The sequence below is a fragment of the Mesorhizobium sp. CNPSo 4670 genome, from assembly GCF_057784235.1.
This window is the reverse complement of record NZ_JBWJFQ010000004.1, coordinates 436,181-452,299: the sequence shown is the minus strand read 5'-3', so window position 1 is coordinate 452,299 and position 16,119 is coordinate 436,181. Positions and strand designations below refer to the sequence as shown.

20 protein-coding genes are annotated in these 16,119 nt (G+C 62.1%); 14 read left to right on the top strand and 6 right to left on the bottom strand.

All coding sequences use genetic code 11. The features are described from left to right. Positions 1 to 402, top strand: a 402-nt coding sequence (locus AC0ZT5_RS10825; RefSeq protein ID WP_488496438.1) for a cobalamin-dependent protein, incomplete at its 5' end; no start/stop codon positions are given. An 87-nt stretch (positions 403 to 489) separates the two neighbouring features. Here the strand turns inward: AC0ZT5_RS10825 and AC0ZT5_RS10820 are convergent. Continuing rightward, a complete protein-coding gene (locus AC0ZT5_RS10820) occupies positions 490 to 630 on the bottom strand; it encodes an EncA/B family entericidin (protein WP_214470471.1) in 141 nt (46 codons plus the stop codon). A gap of 64 nt (positions 631 to 694) precedes the next feature. Here AC0ZT5_RS10820 and AC0ZT5_RS10815 point away from each other — a divergent pair, with 64 nt between their 5' ends. After that, on the top strand, positions 695 to 1,327 hold the full coding sequence (locus AC0ZT5_RS10815) for a DUF1638 domain-containing protein (RefSeq protein ID WP_488496437.1): 633 nt from the start codon (positions 695 to 697) through the stop codon (positions 1,325 to 1,327). Here AC0ZT5_RS10815 and AC0ZT5_RS10810 read toward each other — a convergent pair. Continuing rightward, positions 1,324 to 2,247, bottom strand: coding sequence for an NAD-dependent epimerase/dehydratase family protein (locus AC0ZT5_RS10810; RefSeq protein WP_488496436.1), 924 nt, complete (start codon positions 2,245 to 2,247; stop codon positions 1,324 to 1,326). The genes AC0ZT5_RS10815 and AC0ZT5_RS10810 overlap by 4 nt on opposite strands. 122 nt (positions 2,248 to 2,369) lie before the next feature. Between AC0ZT5_RS10810 and AC0ZT5_RS10805 the strand changes: the two genes are divergently transcribed. The 6 genes from AC0ZT5_RS10805 (at position 2,370) to AC0ZT5_RS10780 (ending at position 7,067) form a co-directional block, all read left to right on the top strand. Next, the gene (locus tag AC0ZT5_RS10805) at positions 2,370 to 2,945 is read left to right on the top strand and encodes a DUF4893 domain-containing protein (RefSeq protein WP_488496435.1); all 576 of its coding nucleotides are present in this window, start codon (positions 2,370 to 2,372) and stop codon (positions 2,943 to 2,945) included. An 86-nt stretch (positions 2,946 to 3,031) separates the two neighbouring features. Further along, positions 3,032 to 3,814 (top strand): formyl transferase, encoded by a 783-nt coding sequence (locus AC0ZT5_RS10800; RefSeq protein ID WP_488496434.1) that lies wholly within the window; start codon positions 3,032 to 3,034, stop codon positions 3,812 to 3,814. Positions 3,815 to 4,016: 202 nt separating this feature from the next. Further along, positions 4,017 to 4,319, top strand: coding sequence for a virulence factor (locus AC0ZT5_RS10795; protein WP_477289258.1), 303 nt, complete (start codon positions 4,017 to 4,019; stop codon positions 4,317 to 4,319). Next, complete coding sequence (locus AC0ZT5_RS10790) at positions 4,312 to 4,923, top strand: methylenetetrahydrofolate reductase C-terminal domain-containing protein (protein WP_478349950.1); 612 nt, start codon at positions 4,312 to 4,314, stop codon at positions 4,921 to 4,923. Before AC0ZT5_RS10795 ends, AC0ZT5_RS10790 begins: the two co-directional genes overlap by 8 nt. Then, positions 4,920 to 6,011 carry a methylenetetrahydrofolate reductase gene (locus AC0ZT5_RS10785; RefSeq protein ID WP_488496433.1) on the top strand — a complete coding sequence of 364 codons (1,092 nt, stop codon included), beginning with the start codon at positions 4,920 to 4,922 and terminating at the stop codon, positions 6,009 to 6,011. The genes AC0ZT5_RS10790 and AC0ZT5_RS10785 overlap by 4 nt, the downstream gene beginning before the upstream one ends. 81 nt (positions 6,012 to 6,092) lie before the next feature. Continuing rightward, a complete protein-coding gene (locus AC0ZT5_RS10780) occupies positions 6,093 to 7,067 on the top strand; it encodes a methyltetrahydrofolate cobalamin methyltransferase (RefSeq protein WP_184873528.1) in 975 nt (324 codons plus the stop codon). Positions 7,068 to 7,146: 79 nt separating this feature from the next. On the opposite strand, the gene AC0ZT5_RS10775 is transcribed toward AC0ZT5_RS10780, so the two are convergent. Further along, positions 7,147 to 7,389 carry a hypothetical protein gene (locus AC0ZT5_RS10775; RefSeq protein WP_488496432.1) on the bottom strand — a complete coding sequence of 81 codons (243 nt, stop codon included), beginning with the start codon at positions 7,387 to 7,389 and terminating at the stop codon, positions 7,147 to 7,149. Between the two features lie 89 nt (positions 7,390 to 7,478). Here AC0ZT5_RS10775 and AC0ZT5_RS10770 point away from each other — a divergent pair, with 89 nt between their 5' ends. The 3 genes from AC0ZT5_RS10770 (at position 7,479) to AC0ZT5_RS10760 (ending at position 11,187) form a co-directional block, all read left to right on the top strand. Continuing rightward, on the top strand, positions 7,479 to 9,548 hold the full coding sequence (locus AC0ZT5_RS10770) for an ASKHA domain-containing protein (protein ID WP_477289265.1): 2,070 nt from the start codon (positions 7,479 to 7,481) through the stop codon (positions 9,546 to 9,548). Positions 9,549 to 9,735: 187 nt separating this feature from the next. After that, positions 9,736 to 9,921: a hypothetical protein gene (locus tag AC0ZT5_RS10765; protein ID WP_477418643.1), complete on the top strand. Its 186-nt coding sequence runs from the start codon at positions 9,736 to 9,738 to the stop codon at positions 9,919 to 9,921. A 246-nt stretch (positions 9,922 to 10,167) separates the two neighbouring features. Next, positions 10,168 to 11,187 carry an alpha/beta hydrolase fold domain-containing protein gene (locus tag AC0ZT5_RS10760; RefSeq protein ID WP_488496431.1) on the top strand — a complete coding sequence of 340 codons (1,020 nt, stop codon included), beginning with the start codon at positions 10,168 to 10,170 and terminating at the stop codon, positions 11,185 to 11,187. Positions 11,188 to 11,415: 228 nt separating this feature from the next. Here AC0ZT5_RS10760 and AC0ZT5_RS10755 read toward each other — a convergent pair whose 3' ends face one another. Next, a complete protein-coding gene (locus AC0ZT5_RS10755; protein WP_095087339.1) occupies positions 11,416 to 12,315 on the bottom strand; it encodes a LysR substrate-binding domain-containing protein in 900 nt (299 codons plus the stop codon). A 219-nt stretch (positions 12,316 to 12,534) separates the two neighbouring features. On the opposite strand from AC0ZT5_RS10755, the gene AC0ZT5_RS10750 reads away from it, so the two are divergent. The 3 genes from AC0ZT5_RS10750 (at position 12,535) to AC0ZT5_RS10740 (ending at position 14,479) form a co-directional block, all read left to right on the top strand. Beyond that, positions 12,535 to 12,720, top strand: coding sequence for a hypothetical protein (locus AC0ZT5_RS10750; RefSeq protein WP_184874366.1), 186 nt, complete (start codon positions 12,535 to 12,537; stop codon positions 12,718 to 12,720). Between the two features lie 339 nt (positions 12,721 to 13,059). Further along, positions 13,060 to 13,194, top strand: coding sequence for a hypothetical protein (locus AC0ZT5_RS10745; RefSeq protein WP_013894968.1), 135 nt, complete (start codon positions 13,060 to 13,062; stop codon positions 13,192 to 13,194). Between the two features lie 346 nt (positions 13,195 to 13,540). Then, on the top strand, positions 13,541 to 14,479 hold the full coding sequence (locus AC0ZT5_RS10740; RefSeq protein ID WP_425352300.1) for a GlxA family transcriptional regulator: 939 nt from the start codon (positions 13,541 to 13,543) through the stop codon (positions 14,477 to 14,479). A 19-nt stretch (positions 14,480 to 14,498) separates the two neighbouring features. Here the strand turns inward: AC0ZT5_RS10740 and AC0ZT5_RS10735 are convergent, their stop codons facing one another. Together AC0ZT5_RS10735 and AC0ZT5_RS10730 are read right to left on the bottom strand one after the other, a co-directional pair. Continuing rightward, positions 14,499 to 15,290 (bottom strand): ABC transporter ATP-binding protein, encoded by a 792-nt coding sequence (locus AC0ZT5_RS10735; protein ID WP_488496430.1) that lies wholly within the window; start codon positions 15,288 to 15,290, stop codon positions 14,499 to 14,501. Next, a complete protein-coding gene (locus tag AC0ZT5_RS10730; RefSeq protein ID WP_488496429.1) occupies positions 15,287 to 16,060 on the bottom strand; it encodes an ABC transporter permease in 774 nt (257 codons plus the stop codon). Before AC0ZT5_RS10730 ends, AC0ZT5_RS10735 begins: the two co-directional genes overlap by 4 nt. Between the last annotated feature and the right edge of the window lie 59 nt (positions 16,061 to 16,119).

The following is a 16,119-nucleotide window of genomic DNA, read 5'->3' as shown; positions in this document are numbered from 1 at the left end:
AAGCAAGGCAAGATGGTCATCGGCACCGTCAAGGGCGACATCCACGACATCGGCAAGAACCTCGTCGGCATGATGATGGAAGGTGCCGGCTTCGACGTCATCGACCTCGGCATCAACAATGCGGTCGAGAAGTATCTCGATGCTATCGAGCAGCACCAGCCCGACATCATCGGCATGTCGGCACTTCTGACCACGACCATGCCCTATATGAAGGTCGTCATCGACACGATGAAGGAAAAGGGCATCCGCGACGACTATGTCGTGCTGGTCGGCGGTGCGCCGCTGAACGAGGAATTCGGCAAGGCCGTCGGCGCCGACGCCTACTGCCGCGACGCCGCGGTGGCGGTCGAGACCGCCAAGGACTTCATGAAGCGCAAGCACAACGTGCGCGCTTCGGCGTGATTGGCCAATCCGGCATGGACCATAGAAAAAGCCGCGCCTTGCAGCGCGGCTTTTTTGTTCCCAAGTGATTGGAATGCTAAGTGCGGATCAGGGCTTGGTGACGGTGTCCTTGACCGCCCTGGCCGTCGATTTGACATCTTTGCCGACGCCGCGGACGGTGTTCGCACATGCCGTAAGGGCCAGGGCGCAGGCAAGGATGGCTATCGGCGCGATGCGTAACAGTTTCATGGACGGTGTCTCCCTCAATAGATAAATTAGCCCCGCAGCAACGAAGGCCGGCTCGACTGGTTCCATGGGCAAGATACAAAAAACGAAACCGAATCAAGACGACAGGCTGCTCGTCATCGCTTGCGGGATGATTGCGCGCGAAGTTCTGGCCGTCAAGGAACAGCTCGGACTGGATCATCTCGATCTGACCTGCCTGCCGGCGGAATTCCATTTCTATCCGGATCGCATCGCGCCGGCCATGGACAAGGCCATCGAGAAGGCCAAGGCGGAGGGTTACGAACACATCTTCGTCGGCTATGCCGATTGCGGCACCGGTGGCCTGCTCGACCGGATCTGCGAGAAGCACGGCGTCGAGCGCATGGCCGGCCCGCATTGCTTTGCTTTCTATCAAGGCATGGAGGCCTATGCGAAAATCGCCGACGACGACATGATGTCCTTCTACATGACCGATTTCCTGTGCCGTCAGTTCGACGCCTTCTTCATGAAGCCGCTCGGCCTCGACAAGCACCCGGAGTTGATCAAGGACTATTTCGGCAATTACGAGAAGCTGATTTATCTCGCCCAGACCGACGATCCGGAGTTGGACAAGGTGGCGGAAAAAGCCGCAAAACTGCTCGGCCTCGCCTATGAGCGCCGCGCAACCGGCTATGGCGACCTGCCGGCCGGAATGGCACAGGCCGCGCTACACGCCGGCTAGGCAGTTCCCACTTCCGCCCGCAGCTCGGCAAGCACATCGGCAAAGCTCGTCCTGCAGACGAACCCCAACCTGTCTCTTGCCCGCGAGGCATCATAGACGCGGTCGATGGAGGAAAACATCGTCCAGCCTTTTCGCGCATAGAGCGCCGCAAAATCCGGAAAATAGCGCGCGACGACCGACGGGGCGTCGGCGATCGGTGCCGCGCAATCATCGGGTCGGAAAGGCGTCGGCGCCGACACGATGAAAATATCAAGACCCAGCTGCGGCGCCTTTTCGAGGGCAAGGATGTGGGCAGCGGCCGCGTCCTCCACCGTCAACCGGCGAAACAGCAGTTCATTGGCCTTGGTGTTGGCATCCGACTGTTCGATCGCATGTGCCATGTCGTCGGCTTCGGGAAAGAAGCGGGCGGTGCGCAACACCACCACCGGCAGCCCATGCTGGATATGATAGAGGCGGCAGAGATGTTCGGCCGAAAGCTTGGTGACGCCGTAGATGTTGCGCGGCTCGGGTGACATCGCCTCCGTCAGCCAGGCGGCCTTGCGCGCCCCACCTTTGAACCCGTCGCGTATCGCCTGCGAAATCATCAGCGACGTCGTCGACGTGAAGACGAAACGCTCCACGCCAGACACCACCGCTGCATCGAGCAGGTTCAAAGTACCTTGCACGTTGGTCGCGACAAAATCGCTGTTGGCGCGGTTCTCGATATTGGGCTTGTGCAGCGCACCGCTGTGCATGATCGCCTCGATCCGGTTGTCGCGGACAGTGCGTAGGACAAGATCACGATCGGCGATCGAGCCGACAATCCGGGTGTCCCTCGATGGAACGGGATCCAGGCCGGTGACATCATGACCAAGGGCCCGCAGGCGCGGCGCCAGCGCGCTGCCCAGCCAACCCGACGATCCCGTGAGCAAGATTCGCATTCGTCACACCATGATTTTCGACCGTGACGCTGTTAAGCACGGATGACAGGCGCCCGCGACCCGGTAAGTTATGCACCAGGTCCGCAGCGGCGCTGCTCGAGACATCAACCGGGAGGCCTCCTATGATCCTTCGTCCACTGCTCGCCGCTGTCGGTCTTTTCTGCTTCACCCTTCCCGCCCTTGCCGATGGTGAGGTGCAGAAACTGATCACCGCCGCCGACAAGACACGGCTCGACAAATATGGCGAGACCCGCAAGGCGGCGCTGGCCGAAGCGAAAGCGGGAGATCCCGCCGAGGTCAAGCAGCTCGACGCCTTGCTGGCAAGACCGCTGGTGGCGTTTTCCGACAAGGACCTGACCGGCAACTGGCAGTGCCGCACCATCAAGGCGGGCGGACCATTGCCGCTCGTCATCTATGGCTGGTTCAAATGCAAGGTGACCGACGATGGTTCCGGCTGGCGGCTTGAAAAGATCAGCGGCTCGCAGCGAACCCAGGGCCGCTTTTTCGACGATGGCGAGAAGCGCGCCATCTATCTCGGCTCCGGCTCCGTCAACAACGATCGGGCAAAGCCTTATGGCAACGGCCCACAGACCGACCAGGTCGGCTATGCCTTCCGAACCGGTGCCGGCGAATGGCGCATCGAACTTCCCGCGCCCTACTACGAATCGAAGCTCGATATCATCGAGTTCAAGCGCTGAGCGTGGTCATCAAGATTTAACCCCATTCCGGCACAAATCCGGCCAGCATGCGGCAGCCGGCCGCGTGCAAGGCAGGAAAGCGGACCATGTCTTCACCGGTTGGAACCAGTGCGTCGATCGTCGTCGTGACCGGCGGCGGCCAGCATGTCTGGGCCATGATCAACGCAATCGCCGATCGCGTCGGTCCTGTCAGCGTCATCCTCGAAACCCCTGAATCCAAAAAGCAATTGCTGCGTGGTCGGGCTCGCCGCCAGGGTTGGGTCTCGGCCATGGGCCAGCTTGGCACGATGGTGCTGAGCAGGGTGGGCAAGCGGCTGCTGGCTCGCCATGGCGCGCGATTGATCGCCGAGGAGAGACTGGAGGTTGAGCCGCGACCAGGCCAGGAGATTATCCAGGTGGCCTCGGCCAATGGGCCTGAGTGCCTGCAGGCGATCCAAAAGATCCAGCCAGGCGTCGTGCTGCTCAACGGTTGTCGACTGATCTCGGCCGAGATGCTGCGCAAAATGCCCTGCCCGGTGCTCAACTACCATGCGGGCATCACGCCGAAATATCGCGGCATGAATGGCGGCTATTGGGCTCTGGCATCAGGTGATGCGCAGAATTTCGGCACGACTGTCCACCTCGTCGACGCTGGCGTCGACACTGGCGGCGTGCTGAAGCAGGCGCGCGGCAGACCGAAAAAAGGCGACACCATCTCAAGTCACGCGCTCCGCCAGGCGGCATTCTCGCGCGACATCTGCATTGAGGCCGTCAGCGATGCGCTGGCGGGAAAACTCACGACGATCGATCCCGGCCTGCCCTCGAAACAGTGGTATCACCCGACGATCTGGTTCTACGTCTGGACCGGCCTCAGAACCGGAATCTGGTAGGTCTCGTCAGCCCGGAGCCGGACAAGGCCAGACGGCTTTTCGGCACGTCGACCCTGCCGCCGGTGCGCCCCGCGAACGAATAAACGCACCTTTCATTTTACGACATCCGAATGCGTCGCTTTTGAATGCGCGCGCGTCGTCCCATAACAAGCGGCCCAACTGCGCTTCCGGCAATGCTCGCTCCATCGAGGAGTGAGAATTTATGGCCGATCTGATCGTCGTCTACTGGCGCGACATCCCTGCCCAGGTCATCGTCAAGAAGGGTCGGCAGAACGCCAAGCGCGAACTGCCGCTGCGCTTCACCGAAGCGATCGACATGTGCGCCATGCGCACCGGCGCCGGCGGCACCGACGACTATCTGGCCGAATGGCGCAAGGCAGATCCTGTTCCGGTCGGCGACGACCTCGAAGCCGAGGTCGAGAAGGCGTTCCAGGACATCGACACGACATACGACCGTGAGCGGCTGGTCGCCCTGGTCAAGGCGGGCGGCAAAGAAAATGTCTGACACCCAGCCAACGGTTACCCAGGCCACCCTGGTCAAGAAGGCAGCGCCGAAATCCGACTACAAGCCGGCCGACGTGTCGCCGCAGCGGCGCGTGCAGCGTTCCTTCGCTGTCAGACTATGGTCGGTGCGGCACTCGCGATTGCTCGAATGGTTCTATGCCAGATTCGCCGACATGTTCCTGCTCCTCCACCCCTTGTGGAAGGGCATCGGCTACGGCCGTGTCGAAGGGCCGGTCAAATTTATAGAGAAGCGCGTCAAGGGCTTCATGTTCGACTGCCGCATGTGCGGCCAATGCATATTGTCCTCGACCGGCATGTCGTGCCCGATGAACTGCCCCAAGCAATTGCGCAACGGCCCGTGCGGCGGCGTGCGCGCCAACGGCAATTGCGAGGTAGAGCCTGATATGCCCTGCGTCTGGGTCAAGGCCTGGGAAGGCTCGCAGAACATGGTCCACAACGACAGGATCCTGACCGTGCAGAAGCCGGTCGATCAGTCGCTGCGCGAAACCTCGGCCTGGCTGCGGGTCACCGCGCAGGCGGCCGCCGCGCGCGAAGCCGCCGCTGCCGCCAAGAATGGGGCGGCAAACACCGGGGCATCGGCATGATCGGAAGCCAGCGCGACGAGAACCCGGCCGGCATCCATCTGCCGCTCGACCCCCTGCCCGGCCACACCTCGCGCGGCCGGCTGGAACGTGTCCTGCGGCGTGGTGAATTCGCGGTCACGACCGAGCTCAACCCGCCCGACAGCGCCGACCCGGAAGACGTCTACAACCGCGCGAAGATCTTCGACGGCTGGGTCGATGCGATCAACGCCGTCGACGCCTCGGGCGCCAACTGCCACATGTCGTCGGTCGGCATCTGTGCGCTTTTGACCCGCATGGGCTATGCGCCGATCATGCAGATCGCTTGCCGCGACAAGAACCGTATCGCCATCCAGGGCGACGTGCTGGGCGGGGCTGCGATGGGCGTCGCCAACATGCTGTGCCTGACCGGCGATGGCGTGCAGGCCGGCGACCAGCCGGGCGCCAAGCCGGTCTTCGACCTCGACTGCATGTCGCTCCTGGAAACCTGCCGCATCATGCGCGACAACGGCAAGTTCCTGTCCGGTCGCAAGCTGACGACGCCACCGCAGCTTTTCCTTGGAGCGGCGATCAATCCGTTCGCACCGCCGATCGACTTCCGCCCGCATCGGCTGGGCAAGAAGATCGCCGCCGGCGCGCAATTCGTGCAGAGCCAGTATTGTTTCGATGTGCCGATGTTCCGCACCTACATGCAGAGGGTGCGCGACCTCGGCTACACCGAACAGTGCTTCATCCTGGTTGGCGTCGGACCGCTGGCCTCGGCCAAGACGGCCAAGTGGATCCGCTCCAACGTGCCGGGCATTCACATCCCCGATTCGGTCATCAAGCGGCTTGAGGGCGCGCAGGACCAGAAGAAGGAAGGCAAGCAGCTCTGCATCGACATCATCAATGAGGTGAAGGAAATCTCCGGCGTCTCCGGCGTCCATGTGATGGCCTATCGCCAGGAGGAATATGTCGCCGAGATCGTCGATGAATCGGGCGTGCTGAAGGGCCGCCAGCCATGGAAACGCGAAATCCGTCGCGACGACCAGATGGTCGCCGACCGGCTCGAGCACATACTGCACGACGACATTACCGAAACGCAGGTGGACATGGTGAAGACCGCGCACTGACGGCGCGGACGACCACCCGTTCGCTTGAACGAAACCAGACAACGATATAAAGAAATCTTTATATCACGGCGGAGTGAATTCATGACCCGAACCATCGTCGCCTCGGCGACACGAGAAATCATCATCGGCTTCGACCAGCCGTTCTGCGTGATTGGCGAACGCATCAATCCGACCGGCCGCAAGAAGCTGGCCGCCGAGATGATCGTGGGCAATTTCGAGACGGTCATCAGGGATGCGCTCGAGCAGGCAGCCTGTGGCGCCACCATGCTCGACGTCAATGCCGGCGTTACCTCGGTCAACCCGAACGAGACCGAACCCGGCCTGCTGGTGCAGACGCTGGAGATCGTCCAGGGCCTGGTCGACCTGCCACTGTCGATCGACTCGTCGGTCACCGCCGCGATCGAGGCCGCGCTGAAGGTCGCCAAGGGCCGGCCGCTGGTCAACTCCGTCACCGGCGAGGAAGAAAAGCTCGAGGCCATCCTGCCGCTGGTCAAGAAGTACAACGTCCCTGTCGTCGCGATCTCCAACGACGAGACCGGCATTTCGATGGATCCGGATGTGCGTTTCGCCGTTGCCAAGAAGATCGTGCAACGCTGCGCCGATTTCGGCATTCCCGCGCATGACGTCGTCGTCGACCCGTTGGTGATGCCGATCGGCGCGCTCGGCGATGCCGGCCGCCAGGTGTTCGCGCTGCTGCGCCGGCTGCGCGAAGAGCTGAAGGTCAACACCACCTGCGGCCTGTCCAACATCTCCTTCGGCCTGCCGCATCGCCACGGCATCAATGCCGCTTTCATCCCGATGGTGATCGGCGCCGGCATGACATCAGCCATCATGAACCCGGTGCGTCCGCAAGAAATGGAAGCCGTGCGCGGCGCCAATGTGCTCAACGGCACCGACGAGAACTGCACCAACTGGATTCGCACCTACAAGGACTACAAGCCGGCCGAAGGCGGCCAGGCGGTAGCCGCCCCGACGCAAGTCAATGCGCCGGGCGAAGGCGCCGGCAATGGTGGACGCCGCCGTGGCGGCCGTGAAGCCCGGATGGGTCGGGGATAAGCGCGCAATCGTGGACTGTCCTGCAAACCTCACCGGACCGATCGTGCAGTTGATGCCGTCGGGACGGTGTGCGTTTCGGTCAGGCCGTGCCCAAAATGGCGTCGAACAGCACCATTCCCGCCCACGATCCGAAAATGCCGGTCAGCCCGCCGACAATGAAGTCGTCGTCGGCGGCCGGCCAGAACCCATGGAGCAGCAGGGCTCCGACAATTGCGCCGACGATACCCGACGCCAGATATTGCGGATTGCGCAGCCATGGGCCGCGCATCAGGCGAACCATGGTAAAAGCGGTTGTTATGGCGGACAGGAGGAGATCGGACATGATTGGCCTCTGGACCATCAAACTCTCCGCCCATTAGTCAAACGATCCGTTAAACGGCATCGACAATCGTCATCGAGACGCGTGCAAGCATGAATTCACCTGCCAACATCACCGATCCGCTCGTGCTGTTCATGCCGTCGGGCAAGCGTGGCCGGTTTCCTGTCGGCACGCCGGTGCTCGATGCCGCGCGCCAGCTCGGCGTCTATGTCGAAAGCGTCTGCGGCGGTCGCGCCACCTGTGGGCGCTGCCAGATCGAAGTGCAGGAAGGAAATTTCGCCAAGCACAAGATCGTCTCCTCCAACGACCACATCACGCCAAAGGGCGCCAAGGAAGAACGCTATGAGCGCGTGCGCGGCCTGCCCGAACGGCGGCGCCTGTCCTGCTCGGCGCAGATTCTCGGCGACCTCGTCATCGACGTGCCGCAGGACACGGTCATCAACGCGCAAACCATCCGCAAGGATGCCGACACCAGGGTGATCGCCCGCGATGCGGCAATCCGCATGTGCTATGTCGAAATCGAAGAGCCCGACATGCATAAGCCGCTCGGGGATCTCGACCGCCTCAAGATCGCCCTGATGAAGGACTGGAACCTCAAGAGCCTGGACTTCGATTTTTATCTCTTGCCGCAAGTGCAAGGCATTCTGCGCAAGGGCAGCTGGACCGCCACCGCTGCCATCTACAAGGATGCCGACTCGGAGACCGCACGCGTCATCGCTTTGTGGCCGGGACTTAAGAACGAAGCCTATGGGTTGGCCTGCGATATCGGCTCGACCACCATTGCCATGCATCTGGTGTCGCTGCTGTCGGGCCGCGTCGCCGCCTCGTCGGGCACGTCGAACCCGCAGATCCGCTTCGGCGAGGACCTGATGAGCCGGGTCTCCTACGTGATGATGAACCCCGACGGTCGTGAAGGCATGACGGTCGCCGTGCGCGAAGCGATCTCCGGCCTGGTCGACAAGGTCTGCGCCGAAGGCAATGTCCACCGAAACGACATCCTGGATTCCGTCTTCGTCGGCAATCCGATCATGCACCATCTGTTCCTCGGCATCGACCCGACCGAGCTTGGCGGCGCGCCTTTCGCACTAGCGGTTTCAGGCGCGGTGCACGTCAAGGCATCCGACATCGGCCTGAAGCTCAACCAAGGCGCCCGGCTCTACATGCTGCCTTGCATCGCCGGCCATGTCGGCGCCGATGCGGCAGCGGTGACGCTGTCGGAAGGGCCACATCGCCAGGACGAGATGATGCTGATCGTCGACGTAGGCACCAATGCCGAGATCGTGCTTGGCAACCGCACGCGCGTCGTCGCCGCCTCCTCGCCCACCGGCCCCGCTTTCGAGGGCGCGGAAATCTCCGGCGGCCAGCGCGCCGCCCCCGGTGCCATCGAGCGCGTGCGCATCGACCCCGACACGCTGGAGCCGAAATATCGCGTCATCGGCTCGGAATTGTGGTCCGACGAGCCGGGCTTCCTCGACAGCGTGCAGGCGACCGGCGTCACCGGCATCTGCGGCTCCGGCATCATCGAGGTTGTGGCGGAAATGTATCTCTCCGGCATCATCTCCGAGGACGGCGTCATCGATGGCGGACTTGCCGCCCGCTCGCCGCGCGTCACCGCCAATGGCCGCACCTTCTCCTACGTGCTGAAGGAAGGCGAGCCGAAGATCACCATCACCCAGACCGACGTGCGAGCCATCCAGCTCGCCAAGGCAGCGCTTTACGCCGGCACAAAGCTGTTGATGGAAAAGCAGAACACCGACCATGTCGACCGCATCCATTTCGCCGGCGCCTTCGGCTCCTTCATCGATCCGAAATACGCCATGGTGCTGGGCCTGATCCCGGATTGCGATCTCGACAAGGTCTCGGCTGTCGGCAACGCCGCCGGCGCCGGTGCGCGCATGGCGCTGCTCAACCGCGGCTATCGCCGCGAGATCGAGGACACGGTCAGCAAGATCGAGAAGATCGAGACCGCGCTGGAACCGAAATTCCAGGAGCATTTCGTCTACGCCATGGCGCTGCCCAACAAGGTCGATCCGTTCCCGAAACTGTCGGCGGCGGTGAAACTGCCGCCGCGCAAGACAGTCAGCGAGGATGGCGTCGCCGGCGACGCCGCCCCGCGCCGGCGTTCGCGCGAAGGCCACGCGGCCCGGCGCGGCCGGGAATAAGCGGGCGCGCCTAGGCCGACAGCCTCACCAACTCATATGTATGCAAATGTTTCCGGATCTGCTGATTCGGAAACCGAAGCGTTGTTTTCGTGAAATCCGCTGGAAACATGCGCGGCGCATTTAAGCCGGCGTCGAAGGCCGGCCGGAAATGTCTTCCTGCCGCAGTGACCTTCCGGAGGAAACCAAAATGTCGATGTTCGAGAGCCTCGGCCGTTATGGTGCGGCCATCAAGTTTGCCCACGACAGGAAGAAGTCGATCCGGGCCATGAACAGCCTGCCGCCGCATGTCCAGAAGGACATTGGTTGGCCGGCATCGCCGCCGAACGACCCGCAGGCCGAGCTCATCTCGCTGCTTCTGGGTACGGCGCGCTGATGACATTCGCCGACAAATGCAAGCTGCTCGTCAGGCGTCGGAGCCCCCATGCGGCCTCGGCGCCTGGCAACACTAGGCTGCGCGCCGCGCTTCTGCTGCGGCGTTGATCGTCGGCGCAAGCACCGCGGCGCGGATCACACCACCGTGTAGACATAGCGTATAACTTGACATTTTCGGCCACGGCACGATCTTCGCCAGAGAGGGGAATTCTCTTAGTCGGCTGCCGCCGAAGTTCGTGTATCCGCCATGCCAAGTTTGAAAAGCCACGTTGTGTCCTTCGTGCTCCGGCACAGCCGCAAGAAGGCGTTTTCCAGCCCGGAAAACCTGCAGCGCTGGATCGCTGCCGCGCGCAAGACCGAGAACCACCAACCTCCCGCCTCACTGCATCAGCGTCTCGACATCCAGATGCATACGGTCGATGGCTTCCCCGTCTATGAAATCGCCCCCAAGGCCGGCGAGCAGAAGCGGATGCTCTATCTGCACGGCGGCGCCTATGTCTTTGAAATCACGCCCTATCACTGGCACCTGATCGCCGACATGGCCGACCGGCTGGGCTACAGCATCACCGTGCCGATCTATCCTATCGCCCCCGAACACGATTTCCACGCCATGTTCGGTATGGTCGGCGACGTCTACCGCCAGATGCTCGACGAGACGGAGGCCGAGGATATCGTCTTCATGGGCGATTCCGCCGGCGGCAACATGGCCGTCGTGCTGACCATGATGGCCGCGGAACAGGCCCTGCCCCTGCCGTCGCGCCATGTGCTGATTTCGCCCGGCCTCGACATGTCGCTTTCCAACCCCGAAGTGTTCGAGGCCGAACGCCGCGACCCCTGGCTGGGCATTTCGGGCGGGATGGAGGCTGTCCGGCTCTACAGCGCCGGCTTCGATCGCAGCGACTGGCACATCAGCCCGCTCTATGGCGACCTCTCGGTGCTGCCGAAAACGCTGCTCCTAACCGGCTCGCACGACCTCCTCAGTCCTGACAATCTGATCTTCGCGCAAAAGGCGCGCGCCGCAGGCGTCGAGGTCGAGGTCGTCTACGAGGAAGGTATGTTCCACGTTTGGCCACTGATCGACATGCCTGAAGCACGGCGGGCGCGCGACAGCATCGTGACCTTCCTGGCCGGGGAAAAAACCTTTGGTCAAGCCGAGATCGAGGCGATCACCTGGTCGGTCAAGGCTTCATCTAGCGAACCATTCAACACCGGATTGGCCAGCACGAAAATTGCTTCCACTATGTCTTCATCTCGCTCTGGCTGGTAGTCGATATCTTCCCTGCATTCGATCAGATCTGCCCAAGCCTCCACGTCCGCAGCGGTGAGCTCTCCTTCCTGGAACCGTCGGAGCACACTCAAAATATGATAAGTGGTCAGGACGACCACTGGCGTCTCGGACCAACCCAGGTCGCTTACGTTTGCAGCCAGAACGTCAATCGGCTTGCCATATGTGATAAGGTCGCTGAGCACTGAAACCCGGTTCACAGCCGGCGCATCAGAACTTGCCGGTTTCCCGGAACACTTCGAAGGTCGCGCGGATATGGTCGGCGACGGCCTTGACAGGCGCGCTGGCGTCCGGCGCCACCACCATCGCCAGATTGTAAGTGCCGATGTCGGGCATGCCGTCCTTCGGGCAGAGTTCAACCATGTCGTTGCCGAGGAATGACTTCGGCAGCGGCGCCACGGCGAGATCGGACATGATCGCGGCGCGCTGGCCGGCCGTGTGCGCACTCATATAGGCGATGCGATAGTTGCGGCCTTCGCGTCCAAGCGCCTCAAGTGCGCCGGCCCGCCAGGCGCAGCCCTCTTCCCAGAGCGATACCGGCAAGGGTTCGCGCAGATGCGCGCAGCCGCCCTTGGCACCGGCCCAGACGATCGGCTCGGTGAGCAGAACCTCGGCGCCGAGCGCACTGGTCTTGTAGGAGTTGGTCAAGAGCGTGATGTCGAGCGCGCGGTCGTCCATGCGCCGGCGCAGATTGCTGCTCTGGTCGATGGTGACATCGACCGCGATCGACGGATGCGATTGCGCAAAACGCTTCAGCACATGCGGCAGCACGCGCTCGCCATAGTCATCCGGCGAGCCGAGCCGGACAACGCCGACAATCTCGGGAATGATGAATTTCGACACCACCTCGCGGTTGATCGACAGCAGCCTGCGGGCATAGCCGAGCAGCATTTCGCCATCGGTGGTGAGAGACACCGAGCGTGCGTCGCGCGCGAACACCGAGCGGCCGAGAATGTCCTCCAGCTTCTTGATCTGCATGGAGACGGCCGACGGCGTGCGGAAGACGGCATTGGCGGCGGTGGTGAAGCTGCCTGTCTCGGCAATCGCCACGAAAGTGCGCAAAACGTCGAGATCGAGCAGTGGCAGTGGGTGATTGAGTGGGGCGTTCATGGGAAGCGACCTTCAATTTTTCTGATACAAAGGATCATTCCATTTCGTTTGATTGAACATCAGATTGGGACGATAGTCAACACCATCGAGGCAGGACGCATTGGACGTGACCACGAAACGACCACGACACAAACCTGCAATCGACACGAAATGCGGTTGAAACAAAAGCGACGTAACCAACTCACCGTCTGGCATCTGCCAGCACCAAAGGAGAAAGAAATGTCTATCCTGTCGTCCATCGGTCGGATCGCGACCGAATTCAGCGCAGCCCGCGCCCGCTACCAGACCGAACGCGCTATCCACTCTCTGCCGATCGAACTGCAGAAGGACATCGGCTGGCCTGAAGCTGCCGACACCAAGACCGGCATTCGCAACGGCGTCGGATCCTGGGCTGGAGCAAAGTAAATCGTGTGTACCATGTGCTGAAGGCCTGCCGCGCGGCCCGCCCGGCAGGCCTTCTCTGTTTTATTTGTATTCAAACGAGTTTTGGAGCCATGTCGCCAGCGCATGACGCATATGAGCAAGCCGCATAGCGGCCCGGTTTCCCAATTAGTCCCTTGTAAACAATCGTAAATTTCGAGCATGTTGCCCAAAATTGTCGCAATCGGTGTCGCATTTCATAACAAGCGCTTCGCTTTTGCGATTTAGTTTTACGCAGCACAAGCCTATATCAGCGTCAGCAAACGAGCTGCCCCACTCCATCAAGCGAAGGCGACCCGTCTGAGCAACCGAATGGAGATGATCATGAAGCTTTTTGCCCGCCTCTTCGCCCGCCGTGAAATGAACCTGACCACCGCTCTCGAGCGTCAGCGCCTTGCCAACACCATGCCCGGCCAGACCGGCGCGATGGCTGCGGCGCGCCTCGGCTTCGTCGCCTGATCTTTTTTGCAGGCAGCGCTTCCCTGCCGCTGCTTTAAAACTGCAACGCCGCCTGGTTCCTCCCAAGGCGGCGTTTTTGTTTCCGCCGCAAGCGTGATCTTGCTGTTCCTGAACAGTTGGGCGTCTCGTGCAGGCCTCGCTGAACACCCGATTGCCCATTTGCGACCCATGTCGCAAATTTAATCGTGTCCTGGCCGCGTAGCCGATTGACAGACATGGTTTTTCCTGATGTCGCTATGCTAATCGCGACATCCTGTTCGCGTCATGGCTGCGTGAGGTTCCCTTGAACGCCGTAAAGCATCCGATCAAGCGATCGTTTGTATTCTTTCTTATTCCCGATTTCACCATGATCGCGTTTGCGACCGCGCTCGACCCGTTGCGCTCGGCCAACCGCATGCTTGGCTATGAGGCCTATCGCTGGCGTCTCGCCAGCATCGACGGCAAACCGGTGCGTGCCTCGAACGGGGTCGAATGCGCGGTCAACACCTCGCTGGAGGAAGAGCGCAAGAAGATGGCGGGCCCCGACCGGCCGAACATGGCCATCGTCTGCAGCGGCGTCAATGTCGAGCGCTATCAGAACAAGTCGGCCTTCGCCTGGCTGCGCGAGGAGTACAATCGCGGCGTCGCCGTTGGCGGCCTGTGCACTGGCGCGCATATCCTTGCCGCCGCGGGCCTGCTGTCCAATAAGCGCTGCGCCATCCACTGGGAGAACCTGCCGGGCTTTTCCGAGGCGTTCCCGAAGGCCAATGTTTTTGCCGACCTCTTCGAGATCGATCAGAATATCTACACCTGCGCCGGCGGCACCGCGGCACTCGACATGATGCTGAAGCTAATCGGCGACGATTTCGACGAAAACCTCGTCAACCGCGTCTGCGAGCAGGTGCTGACCGACCGCGTGCGCAGCCCGACTGACCGCCAGCGCCTGCCGCTACGCGCCCGCCTCGGCGTACAGAACTCGAAGGTGCTGACCATCATCGAACTGATGGAGGCGAACCTTTCCGAACCGCTGTCGCTGATCGAGATCGCCGACCATGTAGACCTGTCGCGCCGCCAGATCGAGCGGCTGTTCCGCACCGAGATGGGACGCTCCCCTGCCCGGTACTATCTGGAAATCCGGCTCGACCGCGCCAGGCACCTGCTGATCCAGTCGTCGATGCCGGTGGTCGAGGTGGCGGTCGCCTGCGGCTTCGTCTCGGCCTCGCATTTCTCCAAATGCTACCGCGAGCTCTATGCCCGCTCGCCGCAGCAGGAGCGCGTCGACCGCAAGCAATTGCTGGCGGCCTGAGCCGGCGGATCAAGGTTGCCTAGGCGCTCTGCGCCTGCGCCGTGCGCATCGCCTCGACGCGGATATCCTCGGTCAGTCGTGCCTTCAGCGCCGAGAATTCCGGGCTGGTCTTCAGCGTGTAGTGGCGCGGATGCGGCAGGTCGATGGCGACGTCCGACTTGATGCGGCCGGGCCGGGCCGTCATCACGATCACGCGCGACGCCATGAAGATCGCCTCTTCGATGTCGTGGGTGACGAACAGCACCGTTTTCTTGCGACGCTCCCAGATGCCGAGCAGCAGCTCCTGCATCAACCCGCGCGTCTGGTTGTCGAGCGCGCCGAACGGCTCGTCGAGCAACAGGATCTCGGGATCGTTGGCCAGCGCACGGGCTATAGCCGTGCGCTGCTGCATGCCGCCGGAAAGCTGCTTCGGCCAATGGCTCTCAAACCCTTTCAGCCCGACGAGATCGATATAGGAAGCAACGATCCCGTCACGCTCCTTTTCGGGGATACCGCGTTCGCGCAGGCCGAAGGCGATATTCTCGGCCACAGTCAGCCAGGGAAACAGCGTGTAGGACTGGAAGACCATGCCGCGATCCGGCCCCGGCCGGGTCACCGCCTTGCCGTCGAGCAGCACCCGGCCTTCGCTTGGCGCTTCCAGGCCGGCGACAATTCTGAGCAAAGTCGACTTTCCGCAGCCCGATGGACCCAGGATGGTGATGAAGTCGTTGGCGGCGACCGCCAGGTCGACCGGCATCAGCGCCTTGACCGGCTCCCCGCCGCGCACGCCGGCGAACGTTCGCGAAACGCCCTCGATGAGAAGCTTGCTCACGCCAGGCTCCACGGAAAGAGCCAGCGGTTGAAGGCCTTGAAAGCGAAATCGGACAACAGTCCGATCAGCCCGATGACGATGATGCCGAAGATGATCTGCCCCGTCGCCAGCCGCGACTGGCTGTTGATGATCATGTAGCCGATGCCGGAGGACGAGCCGATCAGCTCGGCGACGATGACATAGGTCCAGGCCCAGCCGAGCACCAGCCGCAACGTCTCGGCGATCTCCGGCGCATTGGCCGGCATGATCACACGGCTGACGATGCCGTTGTTGGTGGAGCCCAGCGTATAGGCAGCCTCGACTAGGTCGCGGCGCGTGCTGCCGACCTTGACCGCGATGATCAGGATGATCTGGAACACCGAGCCGACGAAGATGACGAGCAGTTTTTCCAGTTCGCCAATGCCGGCCCACAGGATAAGCAGCGGAATGAAGGCCGAGGCCGGCAGGTAACGGGCAAAGGAGACGAAAGGCTCCAGGAACGCCTCCACCGGCTTCCAGGCGCCCATCGCGATGCCGAGCGGCACCGCGACGACCGAGGCCAGCAGGAAGCCGCCGAAGACGCGCCAGATGGTGATCAGTATGTCGAGCCAAAAGCGATCCTCGACCAGCAGCCGCAAGCCATCCCGCAGCATCGACAGCGGATCGGCGAGGAAGATGCGATTGACGTGGCCGCCAAGCGTGATCCACGCCCAGAAGGCCACGAACAGCACGAAGAAGGAGATGCCGAGCACGGTTCGGATGCCCGGCGAGACTGGATGCAAGGGGCGCATCTTCAAATCGTCCCCATCTTCAAATCGTCACTTGTCCAGGAGAAAACGGCGGCGCCGAG

Excerpts from the sequence above, each read along its gene's own strand:
- AC0ZT5_RS10820 (WP_214470471.1), bottom strand. The coding sequence starts at position 630 with ATGAAACTGTTACGCATCGCGCCGATAGCCATCCTTGCCTGCGCCCTG.
- AC0ZT5_RS10815 (WP_488496437.1), top strand. The coding sequence starts at position 695 with ATGGGCAAGATACAAAAAACGAAACCGAATCAAGACGACAGGCTGCTC.
- AC0ZT5_RS10810 (WP_488496436.1), bottom strand. The coding sequence starts at position 2,247 with ATGCGAATCTTGCTCACGGGATCGTCGGGTTGGCTGGGCAGCGCGCTG.
- AC0ZT5_RS10805 (WP_488496435.1), top strand. The coding sequence starts at position 2,370 with ATGATCCTTCGTCCACTGCTCGCCGCTGTCGGTCTTTTCTGCTTCACC.
- AC0ZT5_RS10800 (WP_488496434.1), top strand. The coding sequence starts at position 3,032 with ATGTCTTCACCGGTTGGAACCAGTGCGTCGATCGTCGTCGTGACCGGC.
- AC0ZT5_RS10795 (WP_477289258.1), top strand. The coding sequence starts at position 4,017 with ATGGCCGATCTGATCGTCGTCTACTGGCGCGACATCCCTGCCCAGGTC.
- AC0ZT5_RS10790 (WP_478349950.1), top strand. The coding sequence starts at position 4,312 with ATGTCTGACACCCAGCCAACGGTTACCCAGGCCACCCTGGTCAAGAAG.
- AC0ZT5_RS10785 (WP_488496433.1), top strand. The coding sequence starts at position 4,920 with ATGATCGGAAGCCAGCGCGACGAGAACCCGGCCGGCATCCATCTGCCG.
- AC0ZT5_RS10780 (WP_184873528.1), top strand. The coding sequence starts at position 6,093 with ATGACCCGAACCATCGTCGCCTCGGCGACACGAGAAATCATCATCGGC.
- AC0ZT5_RS10775 (WP_488496432.1), bottom strand. The coding sequence starts at position 7,389 with ATGTCCGATCTCCTCCTGTCCGCCATAACAACCGCTTTTACCATGGTT.
- AC0ZT5_RS10770 (WP_477289265.1), top strand. The coding sequence starts at position 7,479 with ATGAATTCACCTGCCAACATCACCGATCCGCTCGTGCTGTTCATGCCG.
- AC0ZT5_RS10765 (WP_477418643.1), top strand. The coding sequence starts at position 9,736 with ATGTCGATGTTCGAGAGCCTCGGCCGTTATGGTGCGGCCATCAAGTTT.
- AC0ZT5_RS10760 (WP_488496431.1), top strand. The coding sequence starts at position 10,168 with ATGCCAAGTTTGAAAAGCCACGTTGTGTCCTTCGTGCTCCGGCACAGC.
- AC0ZT5_RS10755 (WP_095087339.1), bottom strand. The coding sequence starts at position 12,315 with ATGAACGCCCCACTCAATCACCCACTGCCACTGCTCGATCTCGACGTT.
- AC0ZT5_RS10750 (WP_184874366.1), top strand. The coding sequence starts at position 12,535 with ATGTCTATCCTGTCGTCCATCGGTCGGATCGCGACCGAATTCAGCGCA.
- AC0ZT5_RS10745 (WP_013894968.1), top strand. The coding sequence starts at position 13,060 with ATGAAGCTTTTTGCCCGCCTCTTCGCCCGCCGTGAAATGAACCTGACC.
- AC0ZT5_RS10740 (WP_425352300.1), top strand. The coding sequence starts at position 13,541 with ATGATCGCGTTTGCGACCGCGCTCGACCCGTTGCGCTCGGCCAACCGC.
- AC0ZT5_RS10730 (WP_488496429.1), bottom strand. The coding sequence starts at position 16,060 with ATGCGCCCCTTGCATCCAGTCTCGCCGGGCATCCGAACCGTGCTCGGC.